We start from the raw sequence: 12763 nt of genomic DNA on the forward strand, positions 1-12763 counted from the left end.
GAACAGTAAAAAAACGTAACACCTCATTTTAATTGTACATTTGCGGAGAATTCATTTTAGATACTTTAAATGATTTCGGTTGAGAGTTTATGAAAAAGCTTATTAAAATACTTCTATTATTATTTTGTGCATTCGGTTTTGGAGCTGAAGAAATTGCATATCTTGGTTCGTCAGAAATTGACAGGAAAATTGCTTACGTAAGTAAGAAAAGCCGAAAAGCAGAAGGCATTAACTATCAACAGACATCGGTATGCGATTTTCACGTATTGATAGCTCAACAAGAACTACCCAACTTTTCAAGACTACCTATACAAGGATTTTGTTCCTCAAACAAAACAGGTCTTAGAAGTTAAATTAATTTACAATCAGAACACCAACTATATATGTTGTTTCAACATTTCATAGTTTACTTTTAATACAGTAGCAGCACTTTACACTCAATTCGTAACGTGTTCAGACACTTTCTAAACTAATAGCCAAGTTTTTAAACCTACTTGCTATTCTAGTAATGGCACGCCTTTGTCTTAAATATCCAGCACGAAAATCTTCACCTTAGTGAACTTTCGTCTCGAGACGACTTGTGTAATAGTTTATAAAGAACATTCTTCAATATACAGTAATTAAATCACTTACATCGTGCTGTTTATAATTTAAGATAATAGAAAAGAGGTGTTTCTTAGAGTACCGTTAAAACCCTTAATTTTAGTTTTTATCGGCTCTAAAAGAGACTTCTTTCTCTTTTCTCCATATTCAATATTAACCTTTAATACAATACTTATGCATTTAACAGCTAGAGAGACAGAGAAGCTTCTCATATTTATGGCAGGTGAACTCGCCGAAAAACGAAAGGCTCGAGGCCTAAAATTAAACTATCCAGAATCTATAGCACTAATTGGTAACCGGTTGCAAGAAGCTGCGCGAGATGGTAAAACAGTTGCGTCTTTAATGCAAGAAGGGGCTACCTATTTAACCAGAGACGATGTTATGGAAGGAATTCCAGAAATGATTCACGATGTGCAAATAGAAGCCACTTTTCCAGACGGAACCAAATTGGTTACCGTACACAATCCTATACGCTAACCTTTAATAATAATACAATGATACCAGGAGAATACCTATTAAAAAAAGAAGCCATCGAGTGCAACTCGGGGCGAAAAGTGCTAAAATTAAAAGTTATTAATAAAGGAGACAGACCAGTACAAATAGGGTCTCATTATCACTTTTTTGAGGTGAATAGAGAAATGGAGTTCGACCGCGAAAAGGCATATGGACACCGTTTAAATATCCCTTCAGGAACTGCTGTTCGCTTTGAACCCGGAGAATCTACAAAAATTGAACTCGTAAGATTGGGAGGTAAACGCAACTCATTCGGATTAAACAATCTGTCTGTAGGTGATACGATGAATCCTCAAAATTTAAAAAGAGCCATGTTAAATGTAGAACACGAATCCTTTAAAAATAAAAAATCATGAGTTTAAAAATAGATAGAATTAAGTATGCCAATATGTACGGTCCTACAGTTGGCGATAAAATAAGATTAGGAGACACTGAACTATTTATTGAAATTGAAAAGGATTTCACGTATTATGGTGAAGAAAATAAATTTGGTGGTGGTAAAACCGTTCGTGATGGAATGGCACAATCTAGTACAGCAACCCGCGATAGTGGTGTTTTAGATTTAGTAATCTTAAACGCTACTGTTTTAGATCATTGGGGTATTGTAAAAGGGGATATCGGTATCAAAGACGGTAAAATTGTTGGTGTTGGAAAAGCCGGGAATCCTGATACAATGGAGAACGTTGATCTAAATATGATTATAGGTGCGTCTACCGAGGTACATAGTGGTGAAAACCTTATCGCAACGCCAGGAGGAATAGATTCACATATTCACTTTATATCACCACAACAAATAGAGCACGCTCTTTATAGTGGTATTACGACTATGATTGGTGGTGGAACAGGACCTTTCGACGGTACCAATGCCACAACCGTAACGCCAGGAGCTTGGAATATTGAACGTATGCTGCAAGCAACAGATAATCTTCCTATGAATATAGGCTTCTTCGGAAAAGGAAATTGCTCTCATTTAGCGCCTTTAAAAGAACAAATTGAAGCTGGAGCATTAGGTTTAAAAATACACGAAGATTGGGGAGCAACCGCATCTGTTATAGATGCGTCATTAACAGTTGCCGATGAATATGATATTCAAGTAGCCCTGCACTCTGACACCTTAAATGAGGCTGGTTTTTTAGAAGATACTATCGATGCTATAAACGGAAGAACCATCCACACCTTCCATACCGAAGGTGCAGGAGGCGGACACGCGCCAGATATTATTAAAGCAGCAATGTATCCAAACGTATTGCCAGCCTCTACAAACCCAACGCGTCCATTTACTAAAAATACCATCGATGAGCATTTAGATATGCTAATGGTGTGTCACCATTTAAGTAAAAGCATCCCGGAAGATGTTGCTTTTGCCGATTCTAGAATTAGACCAGAAACCATCGCAGCCGAAGATATTCTTCAAGATATGGGCGTTTTTAGTATTATGAGTTCCGATTCGCAAGCTATGGGACGTGTTGGAGAAACCATCTCAAGAACATGGCAAACAGCGCATAAGAATAAGATTCAACAAGGGTTTTTAGAAGAAGATAAAGAAATGGAAGCTGATAACTTCCGTGCAAAACGTTATGTAGCTAAATACACGATTAATCCTGCGATTGCTCACGGTGTTTCTCATCATGTAGGTTCTATCGAACCAGGTAAAATGGCAGATCTTGTACTTTGGAAACCGGCTTTATTTGGTGCAAAACCAGAGATGATTGTTAAAGGAGGTATGTGTATTGCAAGTAAAATGGGAGATCCAAACGGGTCTATTCCAACACCACAACCCGTTATGATGCGTCCAATGTTTGGAGGTCTAGGTTCAGCGGTACATAAAACTTGTGCAACTTTCGTTTCTAAAGCGGCAATGACTAATAATGTAAAAGAAAAATACGGATTGAAAAAGCAATTATTTGCGGTATCAAACTGTAGAAATATTTCTAAGAAAGATTTAATTCATAACGACAAAACACCAGTTATAGATGTTAATCCAGAAACTTATGAAGTAAAAGTAGATGGTGTAAAAGTAACCTGTGAGGCTATTGACACAGTGCCATTAGCACAACGTTACTTTTTATTTTAGTATTAATTTAAAACGATTCGGCACCTATATTACTGTCGAGTCGTTTTTTAAAAATGAAATGATAATATGCTTTGTAAAGAAGTTATAGGAAATATAAAAACCTATTCTGTAGGAAATAAAACAATAGATACACTGTCTTTGGAATGGTTTGAAATGACCAAGCGCATTATGCGTAAAAAGACAGAAGGAGGTCGTGAAGTGGCTATTAAGTTCTTAAAAGAAGGTCAGCGCTTGCATCAAGGAGACATTGTGTTAGAAGATGATAATACTTTGGTTATAGTCGATGTATTGCCCTGTGATAGTATACAAGTTACCCCAAGAAATATCGTAGAAATGGGGACTGTTTGCTACGAAATTGGTAATAAACATTTGCCTATTTTCATTCAAGACGAGAAAGTTCTAGTGCCTTACGAAAAGCCGCTAGAACGTCTATTAGAAGTTACAGGATATATCGTAGAAAAAAAACATTGCCAGTTACTTAATATGCTAAAAGCAAACATCGGGCATGCACACGGAAATGGAAATGATAGTCCGTCGCTATTCTCAAGAATTTTAGACCTCACAACAAAACAGTAAATAGTATGGCAAATAATAAACAAAAAATACTATTAGAGTTACTGCATATTTCAGACCCCACCTTGCCGATAGGAGGGTATTCTCATTCCAACGGATTGGAAACCTACATACAGCAAAACGTGGTTAGAGATGTGGAAAGTACGCGCGAATTTGTGCAAAATATGCTTCTTTATAACTTTAAATATAACGACGGTGTTTTTGTTCGTGACGCTTTTAGATATGGGTTAGAAAACAATTTAGAGGCTCTTTTAGAATTAGATAACGAAGCGCACGCTTTAAAAGCCCCAATGGAAGTACGTGACGGTAGTTTAAAATTAGGAACACGATTACTTAAAATCTATGTTAGATTACACGATTATGAAGTGATGCACGTGTTTTTCAATAAGGTGAAAAATAAAGAAACCCCAGGTCATTTTGCCGTTGTATTTGGAATGATTACGGCTCTTTTAGGGGCAGAAATCAAACCTGTGCTAAGCGCTTTTTATTACAACGCTGCTGTAAATATGGTGACTAACAGTGTTAAATTGGTGCCGCTTGGGCAAATGGACGGACAGGATATTTTATATAAAATGCACGATTTAATAGCGCAGGTTGTGGACGAAACATTAATACTAGATGAAGATATGCGCGGACTTTGTAATCCCGCATTCGATATTAGATGTATGCAACACGAAACCTTGTATTCAAGACTATATATGTCTTAAAAAATAATTAACAATCAAAAAATATCACATATAAAATGGAAGAGAGAAATTATATTAAAATAGGAGTTGCGGGGCCAGTAGGTTCAGGAAAAACAGCTTTAATTGAAAAGCTTTCACATAAAATAGCAAAAGAGTACAGTATTGGTGTTATCACCAACGATATCTACACGAAAGAAGATGCCGAGTACTTAACAAAAAACTCATTATTACCAGCCGATCGCATTATTGGCGTAGAAACAGGGGGCTGTCCGCATACTGCCATTCGTGAAGATGCTAGTATGAATTTGGAGGCTATCGACGAAATGGTTGACCGTCATCCAGAAATTGAAATAGTATTTATCGAAAGCGGCGGAGATAATCTTTCGGCAACGTTTAGTCCAGATTTAGCCGATGTAACCATTTTTGTGATTTCGGTGGCTGAAGGCGAAAAAATACCGCGCAAAGGGGGACCCGGAATTACGCGTTCAGACCTTTTAGTTATTAATAAGATCGATCTAGCACCTTACGTTAATGCCGATCTTGAGGTGATGCGTGCAGATTCCAGTAAAATGCGCCAAGGAACGCCTTTTGTGTTTACCGATTTAATGAGAGGAGACGGTTTAGAAGATGTTATCAATTGGATTAAAAAATATGCTTTAATAGAAGAGAAAGCATCTGAACCAGCACTAGAATACTAAAATATGGGACAATATAGTGTTGAAACTAGTCTGTATAGAGAGGTTACTATTTTAAAAGATACTTTTTTTACCCCGCCATTTAATGTGGTTGAGGTGCGAGAAGATAAAAGTAACCCGTTACTTGAAGTTATGATTATGAGTTCTTCCCCAGGTTTTTTTAATCATGATCATTATAAAATAGATGTAAACGTTAAAAAAGAAACCTTGCTTAATATACAAACACAATCGTATCAACGGGTATACGACACGCCTGATGGCGCTAGGCAGGAGATGAATGTAAATATTGAGGAAAACGCATACTTTAGTCATTTACCACATCCTTCCGTGCCGCATAAAGGCGCTATTTTTAATAGTAAAAACACCATAAACCTCGCGGCAAATAGTGTTCTTGTTTGGGGTGAAATTTTGGCTTGTGGTCGTAAGTTGAATGGTGAATCGTTTGCCTTTATTAAATACAACAGTCTTACTGAAATTTATCGCGAAGGTAAATTGTTTTATAAAGACAATTTATATCTGAAACCTTCAGCGATAGATTTTAAATCGATTGGGCAATATGAGGAATTTACTTATCAAGCAAACTTTGTATCTATCGATCCTTTTCATTCTGTAAAAGAACATATAGAATTAATGACTACAGTGCTTGCAGAGGAAGAAGATATGATTTTTGGAGTTTCAAAACTTTCGGAAGATGCTTGTGCTATAAGAGTCTTGGGTAATTCTGGAGAGCAGCTTTTTATAGCCTTAAAGAAAATACGAATACAATTAGATAATCAAGCGAATGCACTTCGCAAAAAAGAAATAGAGATTAAGTTAATAGAGATATGGAATCAGAGTTAAATGTATTGTTAATAGCGGCAGTCTCAATTAGTGTGCTTCATACTCTAACTGGGCCAGATCATTACATCCCGTTTATAGCAATAGGAAAAGCTAAAAGTTGGACCCTTAAACGCACCGTTTTTTGGACTATTGTTTGTGGTATTGGTCACGTAATGAGTTCTGTAGTATTAGCCTTAGGTGGTGTTGCTATTGGGTTTTCTTTAAATAAATTATCGTGGTTTGAGGGTTTAAGAGGCGGTTTGGCGGCTTGGGCTTTATTTGTTTTTGGTGTGGTGTTTATGTTAGTAGGCTTATATCAAGCCTATCGTAATAAAAAGCATAAACATTTTGATGTGTATGATAGTGGCGATGTTTATGTTTACCAACACCAGCATAAGCAAGGTCCTGTTATGCCTTCAGAAAGAAAGAAGGTAACGCCTTGGGTAATGTTTATTATCTTTTTATTAGGGCCTTGCGAACCAATGATTCCGTTGTTAACCTATCCGGCGATCATGAATTCTACTTATGGTATTTACCTTATTACCGGCGTATTTTTGTTTTTCACCTTAGTAATGATGGTGATAATGGTTGTCCTGGGGCACTATGGCTTTAAATTAATAAAAACAGATTTCTTCGAGAAATACATGACAGCTATAGCGGGAGGAACTATTGCAATATGTGGTGTAGGAATGATTTTCTTGGGCTGGTAATAATATTAAAATAAACAGATGGTTAAAAAAATTAAACAATTTAGTGTAATTAATCTTAAAGGTATTGCTCAAATAATGCTACAAGAGAATGCTATTACAGGATTACTTTTTCTTTTGGGTGTATTATACAACTCTTGGTTAATGGCAATTGGTTTAGTGATAGCAACAATAACCGGCAGCGTTTCAGGTTATTTACTTAGTAAAAAAAATTATAAAGCTCTTAATCAAGGGCTTTATGGTTTTAATGCGGCTTTAATAGGAATAATTATTGTCTATAAATACGGTTTATCCTGGGAGTCTGTTTTTAGTATTATTGTGGCTTCAGTGATTGCGACATTAATAATGCATTTCGCTATTATTAAAAACCTTCAGGTCTTTACATTTCCTTTTGTTGTGATGGGGTGGGTGGTTGTCTCGCTTGTGAATACAACAAATTTTATGCCTTTAGTACAACATCCCACTGCCGAAGAGGATTTTTTACAAGAACCTACGGCTGAGATGTTTGAAGACGCGCTAGAGCAAGTCGGAATCGAGTACGACGATGATAGAATAGATGATGATCTTATTTTTTCCACGCACGGTTTCGGACAAGTAATGTTTCAAGGAAGTTTAATCGCGGGATTGTTATTTCTATTCGGAGTTTACGTTAACAAACCTATTGCCGCATTGTATGGCATTTTTGCTTCTATTTTGGCTATTTCAGTATCCCATTTACTTAATAGTCCCGAATCGTCAATAGATACAGGGATGTTTAGTTTTAATGCGGTGCTCTGTGCTCTCGCCTTTGCTGGAACCCGGCATAGAGATGGGTTTTGGGTAGTTTTAAGTACTGTAGTTACGGTGATTATAGATGACTATCTAATAAAAATAGGAGTGCCACCTTATACGTTTCCGTTTGTAGCTACAATGTGGATTTTATTGCTAACACGAAAAGGATTGGTAATTGTTGAAAACGCTTTTCCAGTTACAAAAAGAGAAACAGAAGATTAAAAACAGAATAAAACAGGCGATTTACTATTTGTTTTTAAAAGTTTTCTCGGAGTATTGGCCCAAGAAGTACGCCATTAATATAGGGATTAGTGCAAACGCGATGTAGTTCTCTAACACGTTATACGCGTTAAAAGTAATTAAAAGAGAGGTTGAAATAATAATAAAAAGTAAATCGAATGTTCTTTTTTTTAATTTCATAAATTGTTTTAAGGCTGGAATAACAAATATAATAAATTCCTAATACGACTAACTACTATAGCTAAATTTTAAAAAATAATTCTTTTGTTCTCTAGTTTTTTAAAGCAAAAAACCCCGGCAGGGCCGGGGTTTTTATTATAAACTTTTAGTAAAAAGTCTTAATTAAAAGAATCCAACTGGTTTCTTGTCGTAAGAGATTAACATGTTTTTTACAACACGGTAATGATCTAAAGCCATTTTATGGTTTTCACGACCGAATCCTGATTCTTTAACACCACCAAACGGAGCGTGAGCAGGGTACGTATTGTATTGGTTTACCCAAACTCTACCCGCTTTAATAGCACGAGGAACTTGGAATAATTCGTGTGCATCACGAGACCAGACACCGGCACCTAAACCGTAAGGCGTATCGTTTGCGATAGCGATAGCTTCTTCAGTAGAACTGAAAGTTGTTAAAGCGACAACTGGACCAAAAATTTCTTCTTGGAAGACACGCATATCGTTCGTACCTTTTAAAACTGTAGGTTGTATGTAGTATCCGTTAGAAATTTCACCGTCGTAATTTCCAGCGTCTCCACCAGCTAATACTTCTGCACCTTCTTCTTTACCGATGTTAATATAACCTAAGATTTTGTCGTATTGTGCTTTAGACACTTGAGAACCAATCATAGTTTCTGGATCAAGCGGATTTCCTTTTTGAACTAATTTTAGTCGTGCTTGCATTCTTTCTATAAAAAGATCAGCAATATCTTCGTGAACTAAAATACGTGAAGGAGTGGTACAAATTTCCCCTTGATTAAGTGCGAACATTAACGCGCCTTCAATAGCTTTACTAAAGAATTCGTCGTCTTGATCTGCTACTGAAGGGAAGAAGATGTTGGGAGATTTCCCACCTAATTCCATAGTTACAGGAATAATGTTTTCGGCTGCATTGTGTAAAACTTTACGGCCTGTTTCAGTAGAACCAGTAAATGAAAGTTTTGCAATACGTTTAGACGTTGCTAAAGCTGCACCAGCTTCGGCACCAAAACCAGTTACGATGTTTAATACACCTGCTGGTAAAATGTCACCAATAAGTTCCATTAAAGCAATAACACTAGTCGGCGTTTGTTCTGCTGGTTTTACAACCGCTGTACACCCTGCTGCTAAAGCTGGAGCAATTTTCCAAGCTAACATTAACATAGGGAAGTTCCAAGGAATGATTTCCCCAACAACACCAACAGGTTCGTTTAAAACGATGCTTAATGTATTTTTATCATGTTCAGAGATGCTTCCTTCGTCTGCACGAATAACACCTGCGAAATAACGAAAGTGATCAATACAGTAAGGGATATCTGCTGCACGAGCTTCACGAATTGGTTTCCCATTATCGATAGTTTCTAAAGTTGCTAAGTATTCAAGGTTATCCTCCATTACTTGAGCAATCTTTAATAGCATATTGCTACGATCTGTTGCTGAAGACGTACTCCAAGATGGAAACGCTTCGTGTGCTGCATCAAGAGCAAGATCAACATCTTCTTGTGTTGAACGCGCCGCTTGAGTAAATACTTTACCATCTACTGGAGATACGTTATCGAAATACTCACCTTTAACAGGGGCTACGAATTTACCGCCAATAAAATTCCCATATCTTTCTTTGAATACAGGTTTAGTTACATTTGCCATAATTATATAATTTAAATTTAGATTCTTAAATACTGCTTGCTATAACAAGCGTTTTAATTATGGTACAAATGTACGATGGATTGTTACCTTCTTATTTATGGATACGGTTCAATAACTTATGAAATTGGTTCAATGTGTTGGTTTGTATAAAAATCAGTTTCTAGTGTTTAAATAAACAGCTTAAATACAGCGACTTAAGTAGTTTGTATTTTAATTTTATATATCTGTTGGACTAATTCCGAACTTGTTTTTAAAGGCGACACTAAAGTTAGACAGGTTGTTATAGCCAATATCTAAGTAAATATCAGACGCTTTTAAGTCACCTCCTAGTAATAAGTCTTTCGCTTTTTGTAAGCGCTTATCTTGAAGCCATTTTCCCGGTGGTTCGTTATATTCGTTAGTAAAATGACGTTTAAATGTTGATAAACTCATATTACATAAAAAGGCAATTTCCTCCAGTTTTAAATTAGAGTGCACATTGCTTTCTACAATACTCTTAAAAGGAGAGACCTCTTTAGATATTAAAGAATGTAAGTAATATTCGAAACTAGAACCGTATTTATTGAGTAAATACAACATAATTTCTTCAAACTTTAAAACTAATAAAGCGTCGCTAAAACTATGATTTGTAAAGGTGTTAGAGGATAGAGAGGTAATGAACGCAGCGAGATAGTCGTCGTTTTCTATCACAAAATAAGGAACATCCTCTCTATAAGGTTTTACATCATTGGTGTATTTACTTAAAAAATCGATAAGTTTCTTTTCCGAAAAAAAGAAAAGCTTACAATAATAAGTCGCATCTATATCTAATAACTCTGTCCATAACCAATTTCCTTTCTTCAGTAATAGCGATTGTTTGTTGTTCACCGCCATTGAAGTGTTCGCAAAATGGACTTGCTTTTTTCCCACTTGAAGAAAACTGAACATATTCATACTTAAATTAACCTTACTTTTTACCACATCGCTAGACATCTTAAAATCATAAACAAATATGTCTTGTGGCTGGTGTTTGTTATCAAAATATATCTCAGGGATATTTTCTATAGGCATAGAGTTGTGTTTTAGGATATGTTTTAAAGTTTATGGAACATCAAAATTACTAAAAAAAGAGGCGACCATTTCTAAAATGCGATCTTAAATATAAACATTCGTTTGGTAAACGGCCAATAAGGAGTCCTCTAAAGTGTGTAAATAAGGAAAAAATACCAGACACATAACAGAGTCCTTCATAACAATGGCTGTATATTAGCGGACTTAAAAATAATCTTATACAAGACGCTTAATGTCTTTTACTAATTAGCATATATTATGAAACGTTTATTTTCAAACTTACTCTTCAAGGTTTTTCTTGCCATAGTTTTAGGAATCGTTTTCGGACTGTATTTACCGGAGTCTGTCAATAGAATTTTTACAACCTTTAATTCCTTTTTCGGGCAGTTTTTAAATTTTGCAATTCCTTTAATTATAATGGGATTAATAATGCCAGCCATTTCCGATTTGGGAAAAGGAGCGGGTAAATTATTATTGCTTACAGCAGCTATTGCTTATGGTTCTACTTTGTTTTCGGGGTTTATGACGTATTTTGCGACCTCTAACATATTTCCTCAACTTTTAGAATCTCACGTTAACGATGCATCGCTTATTGCAGATTCAGGCCGGGAATTAACACCCTATTTTAGTATTACCATCCCGCCGGCATTAGATGTTATGACGTCTTTAGTATTAGCGTTTGTTATTGGTTTAGGGTTGTCGTATCAAGAAAAATCAAGTTTGAAATCCGTGGTTAAAGACTTTCAGAAAATAATAATGCAACTTATAGAAAACGTGATTGTTCCTTTATTACCCTTATTTATTTTAGGAATATTTGCAAGTATGTCTTTTAGTGGAAAAGTGTTCTCTATATTATCTGTGTTTGTTAGTATTATAGGAGTGATTTTTGCCTTACATATTCTATTATTATTGCTTCAATATACTATTGCGGGCGTGTTGACAAAAAAGAATCCTTTAAAATTATTAGCAACAATGATGCCTGCGTATTTTACGGCTCTGGGCACACAATCTTCGGCAGCAACAATACCAGTTACTTTAGAGCAGTCTATGAAAAATGGTGTTTCAGAGAAAATTGCCGGGTTTGTTATTCCGTTATGTGCTACCATTCACTTGTCTGGTAGTATTATGAAAATTACAGCATGCGCTATGGCGTTAATGATATTAGAAGGAATGCCGTTTAGCTTTGCGCTCTTCGCAGGTTTTATTTTTATGTTAGGAATTGCTATGATTGCAGCACCGGGGGTTCCGGGAGGCGCTATTATGGCCGCGGTCGGGATCTTACAATCAATGTTAGGTTTTACTGAAGAAATGCTAGGCTTAATGATTGCCTTATATATTGCTATGGATAGTTTTGGTACCGCTTGTAACGTTACAGGAGATGGCGCTATTTCCATAGTAGTGAATAAAATTACAAAAGAAAAAATGGTCGCTTAAACTGTAATAATATAGATAGGGCGGTTTACTAAACGATAGGGTTATAAGATGCAAAATAGTTGCTGTTTTTTTTGAAGCTATAAACAACAAATTTAGTAAAAGAGATATTATTTTATATCAAACCAGCTGGGATTAGAAAAAAGAGACTGTGGCTCAAAATTATTTAGGACTGTACGACGATGCAATACAAGGGTTAGGGGGATGGATAAATAAAGCCGATAAAATGGAGTGCAGTGAGATTATCGATTTTAAAAATTTCAATAATATACTCAATATACTCTAGGAACATATTAAAGGATTACTATAACCGAATCAGAAATACGCTTATTTACCACTTATATTATATTTTGGGCGTTACCGCATTGCAAAACACTGTTTTGTTTTGCAATGCAGTCAGGCTTTCGGCAGTCGCTTCCCGATAAAAAATCGGGAGAGCTCCAACAAAGCCTCAATCCTTAACGCAGAGATCGCGACGACCTATATTTAGAATGAGACAAGGAGTGAGTAATCCAGACCGCTGAGATCGCGACGAACGCTCTTCAAAAAACAGAAAGGAAGGAGTACCTCTTCACGCAGAGATCGCAGTATCCATGGCAAAATTCAGTAGCCAACATAAAGTGAGCGACGATTTAAACCACACTGCTCACCAAATCCAAAGTCTTAAAAAGGCGCCTTTTTAAATTAAAGCACTATAAAAAGTACTAGGTAGCGTAAGGGTTATTCATTATTTAGACACGTATTTAAACACTTCCC

At 36.0% G+C, this 12763-nt stretch carries 14 protein-coding genes; 11 read left to right on the forward strand and 3 right to left on the reverse strand.

Going from position 1 to position 12763, the window contains the following annotated elements:
• Positions 1–777 precede the first annotated feature (777 nt).
• The 9 genes from ureA to ES677_RS10215 all read left to right on the forward strand — a co-directional run bounded on the left by ureA (position 778) and on the right by ES677_RS10215 (position 7663).
• Complete coding sequence (gene ureA, locus ES677_RS10175; protein ID WP_148369558.1) at positions 778–1080, forward strand: urease subunit gamma; 303 nt, start codon at positions 778–780, stop codon at positions 1078–1080.
• A 17-nt stretch (positions 1081–1097) separates the two neighbouring features.
• The gene (locus ES677_RS10180) at positions 1098–1472 is read left to right on the forward strand and encodes an urease subunit beta (RefSeq protein ID WP_147113382.1); all 375 of its coding nucleotides are present in this window, start codon (positions 1098–1100) and stop codon (positions 1470–1472) included.
• The gene (gene ureC / locus ES677_RS10185) at positions 1469–3190 is read left to right on the forward strand and encodes an urease subunit alpha (RefSeq protein WP_148381181.1); all 1722 of its coding nucleotides are present in this window, start codon (positions 1469–1471) and stop codon (positions 3188–3190) included. The genes ES677_RS10180 and ureC overlap by 4 nt, the downstream gene beginning before the upstream one ends.
• A gap of 66 nt (positions 3191–3256) precedes the next feature.
• Positions 3257–3766, forward strand: coding sequence for an urease accessory protein UreE (gene ureE, locus ES677_RS10190; RefSeq protein ID WP_147113376.1), 510 nt, complete (start codon positions 3257–3259; stop codon positions 3764–3766).
• Between the two features lie 5 nt (positions 3767–3771).
• The gene (locus ES677_RS10195; protein ID WP_148381182.1) at positions 3772–4470 is read left to right on the forward strand and encodes an urease accessory protein UreF; all 699 of its coding nucleotides are present in this window, start codon (positions 3772–3774) and stop codon (positions 4468–4470) included.
• A 35-nt stretch (positions 4471–4505) separates the two neighbouring features.
• Complete coding sequence (gene ureG, locus ES677_RS10200; protein ID WP_147113370.1) at positions 4506–5147, forward strand: urease accessory protein UreG; 642 nt, start codon at positions 4506–4508, stop codon at positions 5145–5147.
• Positions 5148–5150: 3 nt separating this feature from the next.
• Complete coding sequence (locus ES677_RS10205; RefSeq protein WP_148381183.1) at positions 5151–5984, forward strand: urease accessory protein UreD; 834 nt, start codon at positions 5151–5153, stop codon at positions 5982–5984.
• The gene (locus ES677_RS10210; RefSeq protein WP_148381184.1) at positions 5969–6673 is read left to right on the forward strand and encodes a hypothetical protein; all 705 of its coding nucleotides are present in this window, start codon (positions 5969–5971) and stop codon (positions 6671–6673) included. The genes ES677_RS10205 and ES677_RS10210 overlap by 16 nt, the downstream gene beginning before the upstream one ends.
• A gap of 18 nt (positions 6674–6691) precedes the next feature.
• Positions 6692–7663, forward strand: coding sequence for an urea transporter (locus ES677_RS10215; RefSeq protein WP_148369563.1), 972 nt, complete (start codon positions 6692–6694; stop codon positions 7661–7663).
• A 24-nt stretch (positions 7664–7687) separates the two neighbouring features.
• Here ES677_RS10215 and ES677_RS15310 read toward each other — a convergent pair whose 3' ends face one another.
• The 3 genes from ES677_RS15310 to ES677_RS10225 form a co-directional block, all read right to left on the reverse strand.
• Positions 7688–7861, reverse strand: a complete 174-nt coding sequence (locus ES677_RS15310) for a hypothetical protein (RefSeq protein ID WP_170234432.1) — start codon at positions 7859–7861, stop codon at positions 7688–7690.
• A gap of 162 nt (positions 7862–8023) precedes the next feature.
• Positions 8024–9526: an aldehyde dehydrogenase family protein gene (locus tag ES677_RS10220; RefSeq protein WP_148369568.1), complete on the reverse strand. Its 1503-nt coding sequence runs from the start codon at positions 9524–9526 to the stop codon at positions 8024–8026.
• A gap of 216 nt (positions 9527–9742) precedes the next feature.
• Positions 9743–10576, reverse strand: coding sequence for a helix-turn-helix domain-containing protein (locus tag ES677_RS10225; RefSeq protein ID WP_148369569.1), 834 nt, complete (start codon positions 10574–10576; stop codon positions 9743–9745).
• Positions 10577–10834: 258 nt separating this feature from the next.
• Between ES677_RS10225 and ES677_RS10230 the strand changes: the two genes are divergently transcribed.
• Both ES677_RS10230 and ES677_RS15800 read left to right on the forward strand, forming a co-directional pair.
• The gene (locus ES677_RS10230) at positions 10835–12010 is read left to right on the forward strand and encodes a dicarboxylate/amino acid:cation symporter (protein WP_148369570.1); all 1176 of its coding nucleotides are present in this window, start codon (positions 10835–10837) and stop codon (positions 12008–12010) included.
• Positions 12011–12158: 148 nt separating this feature from the next.
• Positions 12159–12293 carry a hypothetical protein gene (locus tag ES677_RS15800; RefSeq protein ID WP_262712719.1) on the forward strand — a complete coding sequence of 45 codons (135 nt, stop codon included), beginning with the start codon at positions 12159–12161 and terminating at the stop codon, positions 12291–12293.
• The last annotated feature ends 470 nt before the right edge of the window (positions 12294–12763 follow it).

Source organism: Bizionia gelidisalsuginis, assembly GCF_008086185.1.
GTDB lineage: Bacteria > Bacteroidota > Bacteroidia > Flavobacteriales > Flavobacteriaceae > Bizionia > Bizionia saleffrena.